The organism is Halopiger goleimassiliensis, from assembly GCF_000455345.1.
Taxonomy (GTDB): Archaea; Halobacteriota; Halobacteria; order Halobacteriales; family Natrialbaceae; genus Halopiger_A; species Halopiger_A goleimassiliensis.
In genome coordinates this window covers 2158138-2181110 of sequence record NZ_HG315690.1, presented here as the reverse complement: position 1 = coordinate 2181110, position 22973 = coordinate 2158138, and the positions used below count along the sequence as shown (strand labels likewise).

At 66.4% G+C, this 22973-nt stretch carries 16 protein-coding genes and 1 CRISPR repeat array; of the genes, 10 read left to right on the top strand and 6 right to left on the bottom strand.

The features are described from left to right. Positions 1-165 precede the first annotated feature (165 nt). From TX79_RS10650 to TX79_RS10615, 8 genes are all read left to right on the top strand, one after another. Complete coding sequence (locus TX79_RS10650) at positions 166-1686, top strand: short-chain fatty acid transporter (protein WP_049927425.1); 1521 nt, start codon at positions 166-168, stop codon at positions 1684-1686. 4 nt (positions 1687-1690) lie between these two features. Then, complete coding sequence (locus tag TX79_RS10645) at positions 1691-3058, top strand: TIGR00366 family protein (RefSeq protein ID WP_049927424.1); 1368 nt, start codon at positions 1691-1693, stop codon at positions 3056-3058. Positions 3059-3416: 358 nt separating this feature from the next. After that, entirely contained in the window at positions 3417-4514 is a 1098-nt protein-coding gene (locus TX79_RS10640) for a BMP family lipoprotein (RefSeq protein ID WP_049927422.1), read from the top strand. A gap of 53 nt (positions 4515-4567) precedes the next feature. Next, positions 4568-6157 (top strand): ABC transporter ATP-binding protein, encoded by a 1590-nt coding sequence (locus tag TX79_RS10635; RefSeq protein WP_049927421.1) that lies wholly within the window; start codon positions 4568-4570, stop codon positions 6155-6157. Further along, a complete protein-coding gene (locus tag TX79_RS10630; protein WP_049927420.1) occupies positions 6154-7287 on the top strand; it encodes an ABC transporter permease in 1134 nt (377 codons plus the stop codon). Before TX79_RS10635 ends, TX79_RS10630 begins: the two co-directional genes overlap by 4 nt. Beyond that, complete coding sequence (locus TX79_RS10625; protein WP_049927419.1) at positions 7284-8297, top strand: ABC transporter permease; 1014 nt, start codon at positions 7284-7286, stop codon at positions 8295-8297. The genes TX79_RS10630 and TX79_RS10625 overlap by 4 nt, the downstream gene beginning before the upstream one ends. Before the next feature lie 92 nt (positions 8298-8389). After that, positions 8390-9358, top strand: a complete 969-nt coding sequence (locus tag TX79_RS10620; RefSeq protein WP_049927418.1) for a sugar phosphate isomerase/epimerase family protein — start codon at positions 8390-8392, stop codon at positions 9356-9358. Between the two features lie 93 nt (positions 9359-9451). Beyond that, the gene (locus TX79_RS10615; RefSeq protein WP_049927417.1) at positions 9452-10609 is read left to right on the top strand and encodes a Gfo/Idh/MocA family protein; all 1158 of its coding nucleotides are present in this window, start codon (positions 9452-9454) and stop codon (positions 10607-10609) included. Positions 10610-10803: 194 nt separating this feature from the next. Next, a CRISPR array of direct repeats spans positions 10804-11485; the repeat unit is 30 nt; unit sequence GTTTCAGACGAACCCTTGTGGGGTTGAAGC. A 76-nt stretch (positions 11486-11561) separates the two neighbouring features. Here TX79_RS10615 and TX79_RS10610 read toward each other — a convergent pair. The 5 genes from TX79_RS10610 to TX79_RS10595 form a co-directional block, all read right to left on the bottom strand. Continuing rightward, positions 11562-11816 carry a hypothetical protein gene (locus TX79_RS10610; RefSeq protein ID WP_049927416.1) on the bottom strand — a complete coding sequence of 85 codons (255 nt, stop codon included), beginning with the start codon at positions 11814-11816 and terminating at the stop codon, positions 11562-11564. An 83-nt stretch (positions 11817-11899) separates the two neighbouring features. After that, positions 11900-13000, bottom strand: coding sequence for a pyridoxal phosphate-dependent aminotransferase (locus tag TX79_RS10605; protein WP_049927415.1), 1101 nt, complete (start codon positions 12998-13000; stop codon positions 11900-11902). A gap of 458 nt (positions 13001-13458) precedes the next feature. Continuing rightward, positions 13459-13881 carry a peptide-methionine (R)-S-oxide reductase MsrB gene (gene msrB, locus TX79_RS10600; protein ID WP_049927414.1) on the bottom strand — a complete coding sequence of 141 codons (423 nt, stop codon included), beginning with the start codon at positions 13879-13881 and terminating at the stop codon, positions 13459-13461. Positions 13882-14004: 123 nt separating this feature from the next. Next, entirely contained in the window at positions 14005-14166 is a 162-nt protein-coding gene (locus TX79_RS19685) for a hypothetical protein (RefSeq protein ID WP_195892491.1), read from the bottom strand. An 82-nt stretch (positions 14167-14248) separates the two neighbouring features. After that, on the bottom strand, positions 14249-14824 hold the full coding sequence (locus TX79_RS10595; protein ID WP_049927413.1) for an HTH domain-containing protein: 576 nt from the start codon (positions 14822-14824) through the stop codon (positions 14249-14251). Between the two features lie 274 nt (positions 14825-15098). Between TX79_RS10595 and TX79_RS10590 the strand changes: the two genes are divergently transcribed. Continuing rightward, entirely contained in the window at positions 15099-16328 is a 1230-nt protein-coding gene (locus TX79_RS10590) for an ornithine cyclodeaminase (RefSeq protein WP_049927412.1), read from the top strand. Positions 16329-16391: 63 nt separating this feature from the next. Here TX79_RS10590 and TX79_RS10585 read toward each other — a convergent pair whose 3' ends face one another. Next, positions 16392-20969, bottom strand: coding sequence for a S8 family serine peptidase (locus TX79_RS10585; protein ID WP_049927411.1), 4578 nt, complete (start codon positions 20967-20969; stop codon positions 16392-16394). Positions 20970-21297: 328 nt separating this feature from the next. Here TX79_RS10585 and TX79_RS10580 point away from each other — a divergent pair, with 328 nt between their 5' ends. Next, positions 21298-22929, top strand: coding sequence for a bacterio-opsin activator domain-containing protein (locus TX79_RS10580; RefSeq protein ID WP_049927410.1), 1632 nt, complete (start codon positions 21298-21300; stop codon positions 22927-22929). The last annotated feature ends 44 nt before the right edge of the window (positions 22930-22973 follow it).

Genomic DNA, 22973 nt, shown 5'->3' with positions numbered 1-22973 from the left:
CGCGATCGCCGACAGTGTAAACGGCCTGAATGTGCAACAAGGCCGCCCTTTTCGTTCTGTCTGGATGGAACTATCGTGTACGAATACAATGACTGAGGGTATCAGGAGTCGTCAGATCGTAGACTCGCCGTACGACTGGGTCCGTCGTCGGCACCGACACGTACGATGAGCGCTAGCGATCCGGGAACGTTACGCGCCTTCTTTACGGCACTGGGGGACCTCTCGAGCCGACTGGTACGGCGGTACCTTCCGGATGCGTTCATCTTCGCCCTGCTGTTGACGTTCCTGACGATGATCATCGCCGTGGCGGTCACACCGGAGGGGCCGGCCGACGTCGCGACCCACTGGGGTGCCGGTTTCTGGGAGGTCATCGAGTTCTCGATGCAGGCGTCGCTGGCGTTGCTCACCGGCTGGGCGCTCGCCGATTCGCCGCCGGTGAAGCGGGTCCTCCGGCGGATCGCCGACGTGCCGACCAGCCAGCTCCAGGCGATTTTCGTCGTCGCGCTCTGTGGGCAACTGCTGGGGTTGTTCCACTGGGGCGTCGTGTTGATCGCCGGCGCGATCCTCGCCCGCGAGGTGGGGATCGCGATGGCCGAGAAGGACGTCGAGGTCCACTACCCGCTGCTGGTCGCGGCCGCCTACGCCGGATTGTTGCCCTGGCACCAGGGGCTGTCCGGGGCGTCGCTGTTGCTCTCGGCGACCGAGGGTCACTTCGCCGAGGAGACGATGGGGACCATCCCCGTCTCCGAGACGATCTTCCACCCGTACAACCTCGTTATCGTCGCGGGCGTCGTCCTCGTCACGGTGATCATCATGCCGCTGATGTCGCCGAAATCCGAGAACATCACGACGGTGCCCGAGGAGAAACTCCGCTCGGCCGGCGTCACGGAGATGGCCACCGACGGCGGTGAGCGAACCGCGGGTTCGCGAGACTCGTCGGAACCTCGCTCCGACGGCGGTGAGCGAACCGCGGGTTCGCGAGACTCGTCGGAACCTCGCTCCGACGGCGGTGAGGTCGCCCATCCCCACCGCGCTCGAGAGTCGCTGTACAAGGAGTTCCTGCTGGACAGCCGGCTCGTCTGTATCGGCGCGGGACTGCTCATCTGGATCTACCTGGCCTACCTGTTCGCGACGGAGCCGTTCATGGAGGTCTTCGACATCAACGTCTTCATCACGGTGATGTTCGGTCTCGGCTTCCTGGCGCACACGACGCTGCGGAGCTACGCCGAGGTGTTCTACGACGCGATCGAGGGGGCCAGCCAGATCATCGTCCAGTTCCAGTTCTACGGCGGAATCATGGGGATCATGGTCTTCTCCGGGCTGGTCGAGCTGATCGCCCAGACGGCCGCGGCCTACGCGACCGACACGACGTGGTACGTGTTCGTGTTCGTCTCCGGCGGCATCGTCAACTTCTTCGTCCCCTCCGGCGGCGGCCAGTGGGTCGTCATGGGCGAGATCTACGCGACGGCGACCCAGCAGATCGCCGGCACGGAGATGAACCACATGCTCATCGCGTTCGCGATGGGCGATCAGTGGACGAACATGATCCAGCCGTTCTGGGCGCTGCCGGTGCTGGGCATCGCCGGCCTCTCGATCCGCGACATGATGGGCTACGTCGGCGTCCTGTTCGTCTTCAGCGGGATCGTGCTCGGAACCGGCGCGCTCCTGATCGGGGTGCTGGGGTGATCCCATGGCCGGCGAACCCGCATCCCCGACCGACGCCCGCCGCGACGAGGAGTCGTTCGTCCCCGCGCTCGGCCGGTACTTCCCCGAGTCGCTGGTCAACGCATTGCTGCTCGCGATCGTCGCGTTGCTCGTCACGATTCCGTTCCTCGAGCCGATGACCCAACTCGAGTTGCTGAGCACCGGCTTCTTCGACCTCTTTTCCGTCCAGATGCTGTTGATCCTCTACTGGGTGCTCGGCGCGTCTGTCGTCGAATCGCCCCGCGTCGGGGTCATCTTCGACCGGATCGCCGCCCTCGTCCCGACGAGCCAGGCGGGGATCGTCTATACGACCGCCTTCGTCTCGTTGCTGTTCGGCTGGTTCAACTGGGCGCTGGGCCTGATCGGCGGCGTGTTGATCGGCCAGCGGCTCTGTCGTCGCGCCGGCGAGAACGGGACGGCCGTCCACTACCCCGCCGTCCTGATGGGCGGCTTGCTCGCGCTCGTGGTGATGAACCAGGGGCTCTCGAGCCCGGGCGGGCTGATGATGGCCGACGAGAGCGGCCTGGCGAACGTCTTGGTCGACGACGTCGGCTCGATCGCGATGGGGGAGTTCGTCCTCCACCCCGTCAACCTGCTCTCGAGCGCCCTGTTGCTCGTGACGCTCCCGCTGGTGCTCGTCCTGCTCGCGCCGTCGTCCGACGACGTCAGGCCGCTCGAGCGGCGGGACAGCGTCCTCGAGGGATCGATCGCGGAGACGTTCGATCACTACGCGCCCGCGGTTCCGCGTGCCGACTGGGAACTCGGCGACCGCCTCGAAAACTCAGAGGTCATCACGATGATCGCCGTCGTCATCGGCGTGATCTCGTTCGGCTGGTACTACGCCACGGGCGGCGATCTGACCCTGCCGTGGCTGCTGTTTACGCTGATGATTCTCGGGCTGTTGACCCAGGGGCCGCCGATGGCCTTCCGCCAGAAGACCGAGGAGTCGACCCGGTGGGCCACCCACGTTGCAATCCCGTTCCTGCTGTACGCGGCCGTCTGGGCGCTGCTCGGGGAGGCGAACCTGTACGGGACGATCGGCGACGCGATCGCCGGCACCGGGCTTCCCGCGGTGGTCTCGTACGTCGTCGCGTTCGTCCTCGGCCTGTTCGTCCCCGATCCGGGCTCGCTGTGGGTGCTCCAGGGGCCGGCCGTCGCCGCCGCGGAGGTCGATCTGGTCCCCTCGCTAATCGCGACGATGTACGGTGCCGGCGTTTCGAACCTCTGGCTCGCGTTCCTCTTCGCGAGCGTCCTCTCGCTTCGCGGCTTCGACTGGCGCGAGTTCGTCCGGTACGCCGCCGTCGTCACCGTCTACGTGACAGTCGTGGTGGTGGGGCTGTTGGTCGTCGTCTGAGACGGTTACCCGTGGGTCATTTCCGGTGGATCCGGGACCTGAACGGGAGTCGCACCGAGACGTCGTTCCGGCAGTTCGTCTGCGGTTCCTGTTCCAGTTTCTGTCTTTCGGCGGTGGGTACGGTATGTTGTTTTATTTATTGTCTGGGGTTGGGAAAATATATCTTACATATAATGCGGAACTCGCCGACTCACCTCGGAAAGTAGTTACCTACGTTGATACCCGTTTGTGTGATCGGACGCGTCCTCCTCTGGCCGATCCGATCCCGATTAGTGATAGATACCCTAAATATACTCAAAGAAAAATAGTACTAATAATATGAGTAAATATATGGTGGATGACCGTCCTGTATAGACACATGGCTGGAAACCGCACGGATGCACGAACGTACGGGGGACGGGCGACCATCGACCGACGAACGGTACTCGCGTCGGGAGCTGCGATCGTCACGGGTGCCGTCGCCGGGTGTCTCGGTGACGACGGCGAAAGCGCCGGGACGGAAGTCGCGATCATCTCGAGTCCGGCCGGCTTCGACGACAACGCGTTCAACGACAACGCGGTCGAGGGGCTGGAGGAGGCCTCGAACGACTTCGATCTCTCCTACACGACCATCGAGGAGACCGAGGAGGCCCAGTACGAGTCGACCCAGGCCGACGCCGCCGAGAGCGGCTACGATCTCATCGTCTGCGTCGGGGACAACCACACCGACGCGCTGGAGACGAACGCCGACCAGTATCCGGACCAGAACTGGATGCTCATCAACAACATGATCGACGGTGCCGACAACGTCTCCGGCTGGATCGAGATGAACAACGAGATGTCGTTCCTCGCGGGCGTCGTCGCCGGCGTGATGACGAACGAGGAGTTCGAGCACGAGGGAAGCAGCACCGACCCCGGCGAGTCCACTGTCGGCTTCGTCGGCGGCGAACAGATCCCGCTGATCAAGGCTTTTGAGGAGTCGTATATCGAGGGTGTCGAGTGGGTAAACGAGGACGTGGAGGTGCTAACCGGATACGGCGGGAGCTTCTCGGATACGGGTGCTGCAAACGACGTCGCCGAATCACAGATCGACGACGGTGCCGACGTCGTCTGGCACGCTGCGTCCGCTGCCGGTGCAGGGGTGTTCTCCGCAGCACAGGACCACGACCGGTTCGCCCTCGGCGTCGACGTCGACCAGTCGCTCACCGAGGACCAGTACCAGGACGTCATCCTCGGATCGGCCGTCAAAGCGCTCAACGAAGCGACCTACGAGGTCTCCGAGGCCGTCGTTGACGACGACTTCGAGCGCGTAGTCGGCGAACAGAACCTCAGCATCGAGCAAGGCAGTATCGACTTCGTGGTCGGGCAGGCGTTCGAAGACGAACTCCCCGACGCGGTCCACGAGAGCCTCGACGAGGCGAAGTTGGCGTTCGAGAACGACGAAATCGAACTCAGCTGCGGCCCGACCAGCTGCTGAGCGATCGCTCGTTTCTTCGGTGATATGTATGAGAACGGTTATTTCACACCACTATGACAACACGTGACGCGCAACCCGCCGTCCGTCTCGAGGGAATCACGAAACGGTTCGGCGACGTCGTTGCGAACGACGACGTCGATTTCACGCTCGAGCGCGGCTCGATTCACGCGTTGCTCGGCGAGAACGGGTCCGGAAAGACGACCCTGATGAGCGTCCTGTACGGTCTGTACGATCAGGACAGGGGCTCGATCTACGTCGACGGCGAGGAGCGCGCGTTCGACTCGCCGCGGGACGCGATGGACGCCGGGATCGGCATGATCCACCAGCACTTCCAGTTGGTCGAACCGATGACGGTACTCCAGAACGTCATCCTCGGCCACGAACCCACGACCAACGGGGTCGTCGACGAGTCGGCCGCCCGCGAGGAGATCGAAGCTATCTGCTCGCGCTACGGGTTCGACACCGACCAGCATCTGGACACCCCGATCGAGGAACTCGATCTCGGTGCCCAACAGCGCGTCGAGATCGTCAAGAGCCTCTACCGTGGCGCGGAGGTACTCATCCTCGACGAGCCGACGGCAGTGCTGACGCCCCAGGAAGTCGAGAGTTTGATGGACGTGATGGCGGACCTCCGCGACGACGGCCGATCGCTGATCTTCATCTCACACAAACTCGACGAGGCCCTCGAGATCGCCGACCGGATCACCGTCCTGCGCGACGGGACGGCGGTCAGCACCGTCGACGCCGCCGAGACGACCGAACAGGAGCTAGCCCGACTGATGGTCGGACGCGAGGTGCTGTTCGACCGGATCGAGCGCGAGCCGACGACCGGCAATCCCGTGCTCGAAGTCGAGAACCTTCGCGTGGACGGGGATCGCGGTCGCGAACAGGTCAGCGACGTCGAGTTTACGCTTCGAGAGGGGGAGATCCTCGGCATCGCCGGCGTGCAGGGTAACGGCCAGACGGAACTCGTCGAGAGCATCACCGGATTGCGGTCCGTCGACGACGGGACAGTGCGACTCCACGGTGACGACATCACCGGACGGAGCCGTCGTCGGCGCATCGAGGACGGGATCGCGTACATTCCGGAGGACCGCCAAGCAGAGGGGCTCGTTCAGGAGTACTCCCTCGCTCGGAACGCGCTGCTTGGAAACCAGACGATCGAACCGTACGCAAACGGTGGGGTCGTCGACTGGGCGGCGGTCACGGAACACGCCGAGGAGATCATCGAGGAGTTCGACGTCAATCCGCCGAACCCCGAGACGACGGCGGGGTCGCTCTCCGGCGGGAACCAACAGAAGTTCATCGTCGGCCGCGAGATCGGGCACGATCCGGACGTGATGGTCGCGGCCCACCCGACCCGGGGTGTCGACATCGGCTCGATCGAGTTCATCCACAATCGCCTGATCGAACTTCGCGACGAAGGATTGGCGATTCTCGTCGTCTCCTCGAAACTCGAGGAGATTCAAAAGCTCTCGGACCGGATCGCGGTCATGTACGAAGGTGAGTTCATCGACGTCGTCGATCCGGAGACGGTCACGGAGGAAAAACTCGGGCTGCTGATGGCGGGTACGCGTCCCGAGGACGCCGATCCCGAGGAACGGCCCGAACTGGACGACACTGACGGAGGTGTCCCGACGTGACGGACGACGGACCGGGACGCGCTCGCGGCGCGCTCGACGCCGCCGCCGCGAAACTCCTGGAGGCGACGGTGCTCGAGCGGATCGGGATCGCGTTCGCCTCGACGGTACTCGCGCTCGCCATCGGACTCGTGATCGTCGCCGCTGCCGGCCACAATCCGCTTCGGTTCGCCAACCAGCTCGTCGTCGGCTCGTTCGGCAGCGGACGGGCGATCGCTCGGACGCTCCGGTACTCGACGTTGTTCGTGCTTACAGGCGTCGCCGTCGCCGTCGCGTTCCGGGCCGGCGTGTTCAACATCGGCGTTCAGGGACAGTTCGTCGTCGGCGGATTTACGACCGTCGTGGCGATCGTCGAACTCTCACCATATTTCCCCGAGAACGCGCTCGGCGGCCTCGCGTTACTGTTGCTCGGGACGCTCGCGGCCGTCGTCGCCGGCGGACTCTACGCCGCACTGCCAGGGGTCTTGAAGGCCTACGGCGGTGCCAACGAGATCATCACGACGATCATGCTCAACTTCATCGCCATCGGGTTCGTCGGCTGGCTCGTCGCCGGCCGGTTCGGCGACCCGGAGGCGACGGCCACCCGGACGGAACGACTCCCCGACACCGTCACGCTCCCCTCGCCGCTGTTCGACGATCCGAACCTCTCGATCGTCGGCCTGCTCGTGACGGTCGCGGTCGTCGTCGCCGTTTCCCTCGTCATCTCCCGGACCAGTTTCGGTTACGACATGGTGACCAGCGGCTACCAGGAGTCGGCCGCGCGCTACTCGGGGGTCGACGCCAAACGGATGATCGTCTCGACGATGACCTTCTCCGGCGTCGTCGCCGGCCTCGCGGGTGCCGTCTTCGCGATCATGATCCAGGGCTACTACACCGACCCCTCGGGCGTCGGGAACTACGGGTTCGACGCGATCGCGGTCAGCCTGCTGGCGGCGAACCACCCCGTCGGCGTCGTTCCCGCCGGGTTGCTGTTCGGCGGCCTCGAGTCGGCCGGCTCGCACATCCAGATCAACAGCGATGTCCCGGTTCAGTTGATCGACGGGATCGTCGGGCTGGTCGTCCTGTTCGTCGCCGTTCCGGAACTGTTCCGGATGCTCGCGAAACGGACCGGACTGGGGGGTGAGCAGCGGTGAGCGTCGCCGACTACACGTCCCGGACGAGCGTTCGCCTCGGTGGACTCGTACTCCTCGTCGCAGTCGCGTTCGGGGCCGCGGTCACCTTCACCGACGAGATCGCTCTCGATCGGGTGTTCACCTTCGGATTCCTCTCGCGATCGCTCGAGATGGCGACGCCGATCGCGCTCGCGGCCATCGGCGGCCTCTACGCCGAGAAAAGCGGCGTCTTCAACATCGGTCTCGAGGGATTCATGATCTTCGGGGCGTTCTCGGCGGCGGCGACGATGTACGCCCTCGGGGGGACCGCACCGACGCAGGGACACGTCTGGGCCGCGCTCGTCGCGTCGGTCCTGATATCGGTCGCACTGACGACTATCTTTGCCGTTTTACTGATCCGGTACAAGGCCGATCAGATCGTCGCCGGACTGGCCGTCTGGTTCCTCGGGCTCGGATTCGCCCCGTTTACCGCGGCGATCATCTGGGGGAGCCGCTCCAGTCCCGGACTCGCGAGCATCGATTCGCTCGCGTTCGGCCAGTCGCCGCTGATCCTGCTGACGATCCTGATCGTCCTCGCGTCGTGGGCGTTCCTCTATCGGACCCGGTACGGCTACTGGATCCAGGCCGCCGGCGAGAACCCCGAGGCGCTCGATACCGCCGGCGTCGACGTCAACCGCGTTCGGTACGCGACGGTGATCTTCTCGGGCGCGATGGCCGGCCTCGGCGGGGCCGTGTTGCTCGCCCACGCCGGCAACTTCGTCGGCACCGGCGAGACGATGGTCGACGGCCGCGGCTGGATCGGCATCGTCGCCTACCTCTTCGGCAACTATAACCCGATCGGTGCCGCCGGGGCGGCCCTGCTGTTCGGCGCGCTGGACATGCTGAACGTCCAGTTCCAGACGGTCGGGATCGACCTCCCGGCCCGGCTCGTCAACCTCCTGCCGTACGTCGCCGTGATCGTGGTCCTCACGGCGTGGGGCAAGACCCGGATGCCGGATTCGGTCGGCGAGCCCTACGAGAGCGAGGAGTAAGACCGCGTTTCGAGGGCGTTTACGCGGCTCCAGGGAGAATCTTATTTCGAATAGTGGTAATCGATTTACCGGTCGCGGTGGTACGGACGCGTATGCACGTCGGAGTTCACACGCCACCGCTGGCCGACGAATCGCTCGAGGGGGCTCTCGCGTACCTCTCCGAACGGGACGTTGCGACGATCGAGCCCGGCGTCGGCGGCTATCCGGGGCAGGATCATCTCCCTCGGGCGGAGTACCTGGACGACGAGGACGCCCAGGCCGAACTCGCCGAAACCCTCGACGAGTACGGGATGGAGATCAGCGCCCTCGCGACCCACAACAACCCGCTGCACCCCGACGAGAAACGCGCCGACGAGGCCGATACGGAACTGCGGGAGGCGATCCGCCTGGCGAGCCAGCTCGAGGTGAACACGGTGACCTGCTTCTCCGGGCTCCCCGCGGGCGGACCCGAAGACGAGGTGCCCAACTGGATCACCGCGCCGTGGCCACCCGAACACGCCGAGGCCCACGAGTACCAGTGGGAGGTCGCCACGGAGTACTGGTCGGATCTCGCCGCGTTCGCCGACGACCACGGTGTCGACATCGCGATCGAGATGCACCCGAACATGCTCGTCTACGAGCCCCACGGCATGGCTCGGCTCCGCGAGGAGACCAACGAGCGCGTCGGGGCGAACTTCGATCCCTCGCACCTCTACTGGCAGGGCATCTCGATCACGGACGCGATCCGGTACCTGGGCGAGCGCGACGCCATCCACCACGTCCACGCCAAGGACACGCGCGTCTACGAGGAGCAGGCCCGCGAGAAGGGCGTCCTCGATACGACCGCCTACGACGACGAACCGAACCGGTCGTGGCTCTTCCGATCCGTCGGCTACGGCCACGACGAGGCCCACTGGAAGGACGTCGTCTCGACGCTCCGGTTGGTCGGCTACGACGGCGCGTTGAGCATCGAGCACGAGGACTCGCTGACCAGCGGCCGGGAGGGACTCGAGAAGGCCATCGAACTGCTGCACCGGGCGGTGTTCACGACCGAACCCGGCGAGGCCTACTGGGCGGAGTAGTTCCGCGGGAACCGACGCTTCCGGCAGACGGTTCGGTCCACTCTGATCCTCGAAGAGGAAACCTCTAACTACGCGTATTGTAAAGATATCCCCATGACGCTCCAGGTCGGTATTCTCGGCTATCGGTTCATGGGAAAGGCCCACGCGAACGCGCTCTCCCGGCTCCCGATGTTCTTCCCGGACGCACCGGACGTCGAACGCAGCGTCCTCGTCGGCCGCGACGAGGACGCCCTCGCCGAGGCGGCCGACCAGTTGGGCTTCGAGTCGACCGCGACCGACTGGGCCGAGGTCGTCGACGAGGTCGATGTCTTCTACAACCTCGGGCCGAACCACGTCCACCCCGAACCCTCCATCGCCGCGCTCGAGGCCGGCACGCCGGTCTTCTGCGAGAAGCCGCTCGCGCCGACGCTCGCCGAGGCCGAACGGATGGCCGCGGCAGCCCGCGAGGCCGGCGTGCCCAATGGCTGTGCGTTCAACTACCGGTTCGTCCCCGCCATCCGGTATGCGAAGGGCCTGCTCGAGGACGGCGAACTCGGCGAGATCCGCCACGTCCGCGGACGCTACCTCCAGGACTGGCTGGTCGACCCCGAGGCACCGTGGGCGTGGCGACTCGACGAGGAGATGGCCGGGTCGGGCGCGCTCGGCGACCTCGGCGCTCACACGGTCGACCTCCTCCGGTTCCTGGTCGGCGACGACGACCTCGCCGGTGAGATGGAGCGGGTGAGCGGGCATCTGCAGACGTTCGTCGACGAACGACCGGTCGAAGGAAAGCGTGGAGAGACGCGACCCGTCACCGTCGACGACGCCTACTCCGCGCAGGTCGCGTTCGAAAACGGCGCGATGGGGACCCTCGAGGCCTCGCGGTACGCGACCGGCCACAAGAACGACCACACCATCGAGATCCACGGCTCGACGGGGAGCCTGCGGTTCTCACTCGAGCGGCTGAACGAACTCGAGGTCCACCGGGAGGGTGATCGGGGCTACGAGACGATCCTGGTCACCGACGAGGACGATCCCTACGTCGACCACTGGTGGCCCCCGGGCCACGTGCTGGGCTGGGAGCACACCTTCGTCCACGAGAACTACGAGTTCCTCTCGACGGTGGCGAGCGAGGCGTCTCGAACCGGAGGCAGTGAAACCGCCGACGACGGGGGGTTCGCGCCCAGTTTCGAGGACGGGCTGGCGGCCCAGCGGGTCCTCGCCGCCATCGAGGAGAGCGACGAGCGCGGCGAGTGGGTGACCCTCGAGTAAGCGCGGACTGAGGCCGATTTCGACGGGTCCGGATCGGCATTGCAATAGATTCGACGTAATTCGTCAGTCGCGTTCATCGATCGGTCGTGGCCTCGCTCCATCGACCCCCCAGGGTTTCCTGGGTATTGTCGGTCGACGGAAATGGATATGTGCGAGTAATGCCTATGGACGCTCAGCGCCGGATATCCGGCATGGTTTCAGACGAACCCTTGTGGGGTTGAAGCGTTTACCGCGGCCGACCGGACGTTGCCAGCGGGATTGTTTCAGACGAACCCTTGTGGGGTTGAAGCATGCTCTCCCTCCAATTGCTTTGACCCAGACGGTTTCAGACGAACCCTTGTGGGGTTGAAGCTCCAAGCCACACTCATGAGTCAATCACAACAGCAGTTTCAGACGAACCCTTGTGGGGTTGAAGCGACCGTGGTGGCCGTCTCACCGGCCATGAACCCCTGTTTCAGACGAACCCTTGTGGGGTTGAAGCTCGGTGGAGAGTCTCCATACCGGGTGTTTGACGACTCGTTTCAGACGAACCCTTGTGGGGTTGAAGCCCATCCGGGTCTGGTCGGTGATCGGGAGGCGGCAGAGTTTCAGACGAACCCTTGTGGGGTTGAAGCATCGGCGACGAGTTCTCGAGCAACGCGTCGGGAAGTTTCAGACGAACCCTTGTGGGGTTGAAGCCGGGGACGGTGCCCGCGGATGAGGCTCGGGACGATCGTTTCAGACGAACCCTTGTGGGGTTGAAGCGTTTTCAGGTCCGCGGACATCCAGATCGTCAACCGGTTTCAGACGAACCCTTGTGGGGTTGAAGCGGCTGCTGTCCCCCGAGGCGAAGCTACGGATCGTCGCGTTTCAGACGAACCCTTGTGGGATTGAATCGAGTATGTCTCGAGTACGGAACCGCAAGTTCGTTCTGGAGGACGATGATGGGAACTAGCGGCGGGAAACGCTCGATTTACGGGTGGTTCGTATCGAGCAACGTCAGCGTCTCGATCTCGTCGTAGCGGACGCTCTTGCCGTCTAGGGGTTCGCCGTCGAGCTCGAGGTAGCCGGGGGAGACGTCGGTCACCTCGCCCGTCACGGCGTGGTCGTCGCTGCCGGTCCGTTCGGCCTCTCGTACCTCGACGTCGTCCCCCACGTCGACGTGATCCGAGATCAGTTCGGCGGCGCGCTGTTCGTCGGCCTCGGGCGGGATGGTGAGTTCGGTCATCGTCGGAGGAGTAGAGGGCCACGGGGATAACGGCGGACGCGTCAGGTGACGGGTGCTTTTGACGGCCGGGTCCCCGACGCCGGTCACTCGAAGTACGCCGCAAGTCGCTCGGCGGCCTCCTCGACGCGGGGCGTGACCAGCGCGAACCGGAACCAGTCGCGCCGCGACTCGCCGAACGTTTCGCCGGGCATCCCCGCGACGCCGGCCTCGTCGATCAGTTCGAACGTGTTCTCGAGCGTGCCCGACAGGCCCTCGAAGCGGGCCATCACGTAGAACGAGCCCTGCGGCGTGGTGTACTCCGCGCCGGCGGCCTCGAGCGCGTTCGTGAAGGTATCGACGCGCTCGCGGAGCAGGTCGCGGTTGCGTTCGTAGTAGTCGGGGTCGGTCTCGCGCAACGCCTGGAGGACGGCGTACTGGCCGGGCCTGGTCGTCGCGACGTTGACCAGCATGTGGCGGCTCTTGGCGTTTTCGACCAGCGTCTCGGGGAAGACGGCGTAGCCGACGCGGACGCCCGTGATCGCCATCGACTTCGAGAAGGCGTTGGTGACGATCCGGTGGTCGGAGTCGACGCCGAGCGCGCTGGCGAACTGCCCCGAGAGGTCGAAGTGGTCGTAGACCTCGTCGCTGATCAGGACGGCGTCGTTGTCCTCGGCGATGGCGACGAGTTCCCGCATCGTTTCCTCCGGATAGACCGCGCCGGTCGGGTTGTTCGGCGTGTTGATCAGGATCGCCCCCGTCTCTTCGCTCGCGGCCTCCCGGACCACCCCGGGCTCGAGTTGGCCGTTCTCCCGGGCGGAGACGTACGTTTGGCGGCCGCCGAGCATGGCCGTCTTCCCCGGATAGTACGGGTAGACGGGATCGGTCAGCAGGATCTCGTCGCCGCGGTCGCGCTCTAACGCACGGGCCATCGCGAGGTAGTTCGCCTCGCCCGCGCCGTTGGTGACGACGACCTGCTCGGCGTCGACGCCCCGGCGGGCGGCGATCTCCTCGCGGAGGTCCGCCAGTCCCTCGCTGGCGGGATACTGGAACGCGTCCGGCTCGAGGTCGGCGTACTCCCGGAGGCCCTCGCGGAGCGCGCTCGGGGGCTCCCAGTCGGGGTTGCCGCTGACCATGTCGATCACGTCGCGGTCAGCGTCGGCCGCGTACTGCATCACGCGGAAGAACAGCGGCGTCTCGTACTCCATGCCTGCTATTGGGGGCGGCTTCCCCGTCGTTCTTTCCGTTCGCGGCGAGTCGTCGAATCGTTCTCGAGTGGGGAAGACAGTGAAACGAAGCGTCCTGCTATCGTGGACTCGAGGAGTAGCCACGCCCTCCCCCAACCGATTCGCTCCGTTACACTCCGCTCATCCCTCGCACGGCTTCGTCGGTCAGCCTCACAGTCGCTCACGGGTCACTTCGTTCCCCGTCTGCTCGCGGGCCTACGGCCCGCTCGCATGGTTCGAGGGACGCTTCGCGTCCCTCGCTATTCGCATTTCGAGGTGTTCCTTCCAGTCACACCTCGCTTCGCTCGGCTGACCGACAGCGCGCGCCACCGTACGACGATTGATCTCAGGTAGAGCGATAACTACATACTCTCTACGTATCGTTCGTCGACGGCCGGAGAGACAATCCAGATACACTCGGCTTGCCGAACGAACGACGACTACTCGTCGTCGAACTCGAGGGCGACGCTATTGATGCAGTAGCGTTTCCCGGTGGGTTCGGGGCCGTCGTCGAAGACGTGTCCGAGGTGGCCGCCGCAGGTACCACAGACGACCTCGGTGCGGCGCATCCCGTGGCTCGTGTCCAGTCGCGTTTCGATGCGGTCGTCGTCGACGTCGTAGAAACTGGGCCACCCACAGCCGGATTCGAACTTCGTGTCGGCGTCGAACAGGACGGCCCCACAGCCCGCACAGCAGTAGTTGCCGTCCTCGTCGTGATCGACGTATTCGCCACTGAACGGCGGTTCGGTGCCGGCCTCCCGGAGAATCTGGTACTCCTCGTCGTCGAGTCGCTCGCGCCACTCGTCCTCGGAACTGGGGAGGTCCTTCGGGGCCGTGTTCTCCTCGTCAGGCTGTTGTGTCATACCCGCACGTAAGAGCGTCGGCACCAAGAGTCTGTCCGCGTCGAGCGCCGCCCCGCCCGTCGGATGGGCGACGGTTCCTCGAGTAGACGACGGGGACTCGCTACCCGCCGGCGAGGCGGCCACTCACCGACGCGTGATCACGTCCGTACTCTCGCAGTTCGGACACTGGGTCATGCGTCCCAGTTTCGGGACCTCGATGCGGGTCCACTCCGCGTCGCCGCCCGGCGCTTCAAACCCGCAGTTGCGACACCGCGACTCGTGGGCTGTGGCTGGGTCTCTGGCCATACCTGATGGTACGTCATTGAGTACCATAAAGGGTGTCCGCCGATCCGGTTGAAGGGGGAATACTGGACCGTGTGACACTGCGTCAGTTCGGTCCGGACGACGGCCCGACGCGGTGCGTGTGATCGGCCGCGCGCTGGTCCGTCTCGGTCTCGGAGATCACCTCGTCGTCCCATCGGTCGCCGTCGTACCGTACTACCGAGCCGTCCGACCCGTCGTCCGCGAGCGCCTCGAGTCGATCGAAGACGTCGATCGTTCGGTCGCCGTCCCGACAGGGTGCGACGTGAACGAGTCGGTCCCCGTCGAACTCGGCGAGCGCGACCGTCGGTAGCTGCCAGACCTCGCGACGCTCGCCCGTGATCGTCGACTCGAGTCGCCGACGACGGAAGAACGGCTCGAGTCTGCGTCCGGTCCGTGCGGCCCACTTCTCGAACGTCTCGAGCCGACTTTCGATCCGTTCTAGCCGGGGGACGTACGGTGACAGGGTTCCGCACTCGACTTCCGACCCCCAGACGTCGATCTCGACGGCGTCGACGCGCTCGCTCGACTCGAGGCGCGTCGCTCGCTCGAGCGCACGTCGTCGGCTCGGCCCCGTCGTCGTCGGGGAGAACGATCGCACCCACAGTTCGATCGTTCGCGAGGCTGAGTGGTCGTCCGGCACGGGTGATCTCCGTGGGAGGTGTCCACACGACTGTATAAAAGCGTTACCCGTCGCTGCAACGGACGTGAGTGACGAATTCGCCGACAGAAGCCGTGAGGGCGTCCGCGGACGGCCACGACCCCGGCAAAGTCTACCGGAGTCGGTCGTCGGGCCGTCCCTGGCGCGCCAGCGGTCGGGTCGGTAGCCTCGAGTGACCCATCACTGTGGCAAGTATTGCGGCAGCGGTGAGTGAAAGACGATCACATTCACGGTCCCGCGCCTCGAAGACTGCCCGATGACAGTTTCGCGAACCGTCGAACTCGAGGGCCACATCATCGATTCGGGGATGATGGGCAACTGTTTCGGCGTCGTCATGGACATGGGCGGCGAGTTCGAGGTCGAGGAGTTCGAGGTCGGACGGCACAAACACGCCGAGACCTACTGCCGGATGCGCGTGATGGCCGACACGGAGGAGGAACTCCGGGCGATCGTCCACGAGCTCAACCAGCAGGGCGCGACCGTGGCCGATCCGCGCGACGCGAGACTCGTCGCCGCGCCCGAGGACGGCGTCGTGCCCGTGGACTTCTACTCGACGACCAACCACCCGACGTTCGTCCGCGTCGACGGCCAGTGGCTCGAGGTCGAGGACGTCGAGATGGACTGTGCGCTCGTCGTGGAGGAGAGCGAGGACGGCGACCCCCGCGTTCGGACCAAAGTGTTGAACGCCGTCGAGGAGGGCGACCTCGTCGTGACGGGCGAGAGCGGCATCCGGGTCGAACCGCCGGAACGGCCCCGCAACGGCGGCGGGTCGTTCGGCTTCATGCAGGGGGGCGTCTCGAGCGAGCGCCCCTCGGCGTCGCTGATCGAGGAGATCGCCGACGAGATGCGCGAGGTTCGGGAGAACGACGGGAACGTCCTCGCCGTCTGTGGGCCGGCGATCGTCCACTCCGGCGGCCGGGACGCGCTGGCCGACCTCGTTCGAGCGGGGTACGTCGACGCGCTGTCGGCTGGCAACGGCTTCGCCGTTCACGACCTCGAGCGGGACCTCTACGGCACTTCGCTGGGCGTCGACACGGAGAGCCTCGAGCACCCGCGGAAGGGACACAAACACCACATCTACACGATCAGCGAGATCGTCCGCCTCGGCGGCATTCCCGAGGCCGTCGAGGAGGACGTCGTCGACGAGGGCGTGATGTACGAGTGCGTCGAAAACGACGTCCCCTACGTCCTGGCGGGATCGATCCGCGACGACGGGCCGCTTCCCGACACGATCACCGACGCGATCGAGGCCCAGAACGCGATCCGCGAGCAGGCCCACGAGGCCGACCTCGTGCTCATGCTCTCGACGTTGTTACACTCGGTCGCCGTCGGGAACTGTCTGCCCTCCACCACGAAGACCGTCTGCGTCGACATCAACCCCGCCACCGTCACCCAGCTACTGGATCGGGGAAGTGCGCAGGCTATCGGGATGGTCACCGACATCGGGACGTTCATCCCGATGCTTCGTGACGAACTGCTGGAGTAGTCGAACCCGCCTTCCGTTCCTTTCCCGCCCTGGTCGGGCCGTTCGCGGTCGAGTGTGGGGAGGTTACCCAGTGTGCCGTCTGCGGAGGAAGACGACCGATAGCACGGCACCGATCGCGCCGAGGATGCCGAATCCTGGAGTCCCGTCCGCGTCCTCCGGTTCGTCCTCGGCGTCCGGTTCTGCGGAACTGTCGTCGCCGGCACCCGCATCGTTTTCGTCGTTCGTCAGCGACCCATCGTCGGTCTCGGACGCGTCGTCGCCCCCTGCGTCGTCCTCGCTCGTCGGATCGGCTTCGGGGTCTCCCCCGGTTTTCGCGGACTCGTCCGCTTCGGCGTCGTCGGCCTCCTCGGGGTCCTCCGGCTCCATTTCGTCGTCCCCGTCGTCATCACCGCCGTCGTCCACGGACCCGCCACCGGTACCGCCTCCGCCACTGCTACTGCCGCCACCGCCGGCCGTGCCACCGCCTGCTTCTCCGTCGTCGTCATCGGCATCGCTCCCGTCGCCGCTTCCGTCGTCACTGCCGTCGTCCGCGGCGGCGACCTCGAACGAGGTCTCGTAGACGGCTCCGTTCCCGGCTTCGTCCGCTATCTCGAGGACGATCGAATAGGAGTCGCCCGCCGAGACGTCGAACCCCTCGTGGGTCGTGCGGGTCGCGGTGGTCCGCGTCGCGTCGTCGTCGGTGACGTCCTGGCCGTCGATCGAGAGCACGATCGAGGAGGTGTCGACGCCGGAAACGTCGTCGTCGTACTCGAGTTCGATCGTCCGCTGGGTCGTACTCGAGTCGAGCGTCTCGCCGTCCGCCGGATCGACGGACGCGAGTTCCGGGGGCGTCTCGTCCTCGACCACTACGCCGTAGGTCGAGAAGTGATCGACCGTCGCGGTCCAGTAGGTCCCCTCGATCACCCGTCCGTCCCGCTCCGTGTCGATCTCCGTCGTCTCGAGCGGGCGGTCTTCCCACTCGCTCGCGGTCTCGTTGTACCACCGGAGGCCGACGGCGGACGAATCGGGGGCCACGCCCTCCGGAAGCCGCCCCTCGTCGACCGGAACGGCGATCGTCGCGTTCGAGAGGGTCGTCTCGAGTTCGGCGGCCAGTTTCGTCGTCAGGAAGTCGACCCCCGCCGAACCTCGAGCGAGCGGATACGGGGCCGACTCCGTCTCGGAGATCGTGACGAACGTCTCTTCGACGTCCGCGGTCGTGTTGAACTCGAGGAACGTCCCCGTCCGCTCGTCGTACACCGTCACGGTCCGGTTCGTCGTGCTCACCGTCTCGATCGTCGTCCCGGTATCGTCGCTCCCGCGATTCCCGGCGCGGTCCTCGCCGGTCGCCGTCAGGTCGTACTGGCCCGTTTCGGTCGCGTCGATGGTCCCAGTCCACGTGGTTTCCGACCCGCTGGTCAGGTCGGCGACCGTCGTCTCCTCGCCGGAGGGGTCGGTGACCGTGACGGTCGGAACCTCGACGAGCGGTTCGGTCGACCGGACGCGAACCGTCGCCGTCCCCGTCTCGTCCTCCAGGTCCGTCACGGTCGTGCTCAGGCGGGGCTCCGTTCGATCGAGCCGGATTCGTTCGTCGGCCGTCGACTCGATCGTGTTGTTCGCCGCGTCCGTGACCGTCGCGACGACGTCGTACGTCCCCTCGTCGGGCAGGGACTCACCGTCGACGGTCGCGGTCCAGTCGTCGCCCGCGCCGCGTTCGACGGGGACGGATTGTCGGTAGTTCGTCCCCACTGCGTCGAGGGTGACAGCGAGCGATTCCACGCGGTCGGGGTCGCCGAGTCCGTCGTCCGCCCGTATCGGGACGGAGAGGGTGTCGGTGTCGTTCGCGTAGGCGGTCGCATCCGCGACGGTACCGCCCTCGATCGACTCGAACGCGAGTGAGGGCGTGGCCGTGTCGACAGCTACCGCCATCGTCTCCCGGGCGTCGTTCCCGAGCGCGTCCGTCGCGGTCACCACGACCTCGTACTCGCCGCTGTCGGCCGCCCGGCCGTCGTCGTCGGTCGCGTCCCACTCGAGGGACGTCGCCCCGCCGTCACCGGTTTCGCCGGAGCGGTCCCACTCGCGAATCCCCTGGCCGTCGGGCGCGAGTACCGCGATGGTCGCCGACTCGTGGTGGGGATCGGCCACGGAGAGGTCGACGACCGCCGGGTTGAACTCCCCGATCGAGCCGTAGGCGTCGTCGGCGGGGCTCACGCCCAGCGTCACCGCGGGCGGACTCGCGTCGACCGTGACGGTCACCTCGTCGGTCGCTGAGTCGAAGGGGAGCGGCTCGCCGGCGTCGTCGACGAGGCGGAGGTCGATCGCGTACGTCCCGTCCGCGAGGTCGGTCGTCGTCAGCGAGAACGACGCCTCGTCGCGGGTCGACTCGAACGCGGCCGACGTCCAGTCGCCGACCGGGTCGCCGCCGTCGTCGGTCACCCGATACTCCACCCCGGCCGCACCCTCGAGGTCGGTGTGCTCGAGGACGTAGTCGACGTCGACTGCGCCGTCGGCGACCGCGGCGTCCTCGACTGGCGAGTCGATCGTGACCGTGGGCGGATCGACGACGGTGAGATCGGCCGTCGTTTCCCCGCTGTTCCCGGCGTCGTCGACGACCGTCGTCGTGACGGTCCGGGTGCCGGTCGCGTCGTAGGAGTGGGTCGCGACGCGGTCGTCGGTCGTCGCCGTGATCCCGTCGCCGAACGTCCACTCGTAGCGATCGATCGCGCCGTTGTCCGTCGACTCGCCCGCGTCGAACGACGTGTCGGTGAAGGCGACGGCTTCAGCGGGTGCCTCGAGGGCCGCGGTCGGCGACGTCGTATCGACGACCTCGACGTCGAGCGTGGTCCCGTTCTCGTTGCCGGACGCGTCGACGACGGTCACCCCGACGGTCGCGGTTCCGGTATCGGCGAACGCGTGCTCGAGCGTCGGCTGGGTCGTCGTCACCACGTCGTCGCCGAACGTCCACTCGTAGCGATCGATCGCATCGTTGTCGGTCGACCCGCTGGCGTCCAGCGTCACCGTCTCGAGGCCGACCTCGACGCCGTCGGTCCGGTTCGCCGCGAGGTCGGGCGTCGGTGGCAGCCGGTCATCGACCGTCACCGTCGACGAGACGGTGGTCTCGTAGCCTTCGACGTCCTCGAGCGTGACCGTCACCTCGCTCGGGCCGAGTTCGTCGAACGTGTGCTCGATCGAGGGGTCGGTCGTCGTCGCGGTCCGGCCGTCCTCGAACGTCCACCGATACTCCGCGATGGGGTGGTCGGCGTCGACGGTCAGCGTCGTCGGCGTCGAGACGTTGGCCGTCTCCGGGCCGATCGTCGGATCGAGAGCGTCCCGGGACTGCTCGAGCAGTGCCGCCGTGACGTTGATCCGGCCGGCACCCTGCCTGGTGGCGTCGGCACCGAGGTCCTCCGCGGTCGAGGCGAACAGGTCGCGGGTCTCCGCCGGCGAGAGGTCGCCGGCGGCGTTCGCGTAGAGGAGCGCGATGGCACCCGAGACGTGCGGGGCGGCCATGCTCGTCCCGTCGAGTTCGGCGTACCGGTTTCCGGGATAGGCGCTGAGGACGTCGACGCCCGGCGCGACGACGTCGGGGACGCGGTACTCGTCGGGCCACTCGGCCGGCGGATCGCTCCACTCGTCGGCGACGACGGTTTCGCTGCTCGAGAACGCCGCGATGCCCGTCCCGTCGCTCGCGCCGATCGCGAACGCGTCGTAGACGTCGCCGGGGGACGTGCTCGTTCCAGCACCGTCGTTGCCGACGGACGTGACGACGATCGTTCCCGCCTGCTGGGCGTTACGGACCGGTTCGACCATCGAGTCGACCCTGCTCCCGCCACCGAGGCTCAGCGACAGGACGTCGGCGTCGTTCTCGACGGCCCACTCCATCCCGGCGGCGACCGCGGTGAAGGTGCTGCTGCCGTCCCCGAGGACTTTGCCGTGCAGCAGTTCGGCGTCCGGGGCGACGCCGATGGCGGTTCCGCTGGCGCTCCCGCCGGCGATGGTGCCGCTGACGTGAGTCCCGTGGCCGTCGTGGTCGTGCGGGTCGGAGGAGACCCGGTCACCGTTCGCGTCGAACTCCGCCCAGTTGTCCGCGTCGAACGCGACGTCCTCGTGGTCGGGATCGATCCCGGTATCGAGGACGGCGACCCGTACGCCCTCGCCGCGGGTGTCGAACGTCGACCACGCGGTCGGGACGTCGATCTCCTCGAGGCCCGCGGTAGTGCTGGGATCGCTCGCCGCGGACGTGATAGCCGGTGTCGGTCCGGCGTCCGCCGCCGACCCCCCGGTCGCCGCCGCGCCGTGTGGCTCGATCTCGTGGTTCTCGTGGAGGGCGGTCACGCCGTCGACAGCGGCGAGTCGCTCGAGGCCGACGCGGTCGGTGTCGACGGTCACGGCGACGGCGTTCGCGATCCAGAACTGGCGGTCGATCTCCACGCCGGGGGTGCGGGCGGCGAACTCCTCCAACGGGGCCTGCGCGTCGGCCGCGTGCGTTCGTAGCGACTCGAGGCGCTGGTCCTCACTCAACGGACGGATCGCGTCCGCTGACTGGCCCTGGAATCTGACGACGACGGTGGTCGTCCCGTCGTCCTCCAGTCCGGCGTCGATCGAGACGTCGGTTCCGTCGGTCCCACCGGCGTCGGCGGCCGCTACGACGGCGGTGCCGGCCACGCCAAGAATCAGACAACCGATACCGAGCACGTAGAGAAGAGAGCGAATCTGACGATGAATCATTACCTACTGTCTCTTACAGAGACCGGTCCGAACTCTTCAATGTATGGGCTCAGTTAGTGTATACGCCACGAAACTGTGTTGTAATACAACAGATACGACCGCCGGTGAACGGACCGATCTCGATCCGACGAACGGTCCGAAACGGACCGGTTCGCTCGGTCCGAAACCCTGCACGGACGTGGGGAACTCGACCGTCGCGTCGATCGATCGACGGGCTGGCGACGGCCCGTGCCCGTTATGTCGATCCCACCCATAGAAGCGCCAAATGGAGTTTGGGAGCGACCTCGCGACGGCGACCCTCGAGACGTTGCCGATTACGGTCGCCGTCATCGACGAGGACGGGAAGATCCTGCTGACGAACCGGTCCTGGCGCGAGTTCGGGTCGGACGAGGGCGACGACCACGTCGGCGTCAACTACGTCGCGACGGCGCGGATGCACGAGGACGACGACGAACACGCGCGCCGCGCCGTCGAGGGTCTCGAGGCCGTGCTGGCGGGTGACCGGGAGACGTTCGCGATGGAGTATCCGTGTCACTCGCCGGAGCAGAAACAGTGGTTCATGATGCGGGCTCGACGGTTCACCGTCGACGGCCGGACCCGGGTCTCGGTCGCTCACCTCGAGATCACCGACCGGAAACTCGCCGAAATCGCCGCGGAGGAGACCGCCGAACGAGTTCGGGAGGAACGCCGGGCGCTCGAGCACGTCCTCGATCGCATCGACGGCCTCGTCAGGGACGTCACCGACGCGGCGGTCGGTGCAGGGTCTCGCGACGAGATCGAACGCCGCGTCTGCAACCGGATCGTGGAGACGGAACCGTACGTCCTGGCGTGGATCGGCCGCGTGGACGTCACCGACCGACGCATCTCGCCGCGCGAGTGGGCCAGTGACGGCGACGTGCCCCTCGAAGACGGCGATCTGGTGCTGGAGTCGGACGAGACCCACCCGGCCGTGCGAGCCATCGACGGCGACGAACACTACGTCGTCGAAGCCCTCTCCTCGTTCGACGACGCGGATCGCTGGTGGCCCGTCGGGACCGGCACGTACTACGAGGCCGTCGCCGCGTTGCCGATCACGTACGGCGACGTCACCTACGGCGTCCTCGTCGTGTTCGCCGAGGAAGCAGACGCCTTCTCCGACCGCGAACTGCTCGTGCTCGAGTCGCTTACGGGAACCATCGCGACGGCGATGAACGCCATCGAGAGCCGACGGATGCTCTCCTCGGACGCGGTCGTCGAACTCGAGTTGACCGTCGAGGACCCGTCGCTGTTCGCGACGCGTCTTGCGGACTCCCTCGACGCGACCGTCACGTTCCGCGGACTGGGTTTCGACGACGGACGGCCGCTCGCGTTCTTTCACGTCGATCGCGTTGACGGCGCGGAGACGGCGGCGACCGACCTCGAGGCCGTCCGCGAAGCGACCGTCCTCGCGACCTACGAGGACGGCGTCCTCCTCGAGTTGACCCTCGAGGACGGCCTCGTGACCACCCTGGCGGAACACGGTGCCGTGATCGAGTCGTTCGACGCGGCCGACGGCCTCGCCGACCTCTCGCTGGAACTCCCCGACGGTCAGTCGGCGCGGTCGGTGTACGACCTGCTCGAGGACCGCTACGACCGGGTCGAACTGCTCAGCTACCACGAGACCGAACAGCCGTCCCGGACGCCACAGGACCTGGCCGGCACGCTCGAGCGAAAGCTGACCGACCGCCAGGCGATGGCGCTGCAGAAGGCCTTCGTCGCGGACTACTTCGAGTGGCCCCGGAACGTCTCCGGCGAGGAACTCGCCGAGTCGATGGGCATCTCCCGGTCGACGTTCCACCAGCACCTCCGATCGGCCCAGCGCAAACTGCTCGAGGAACTGTACGAAGGGGAGACGGCGATCGGTCGGAGTTCCGACTGATCGTCTTCGTTCGGGGAACGGCCTCATCCCGGATTCCGCTCCTC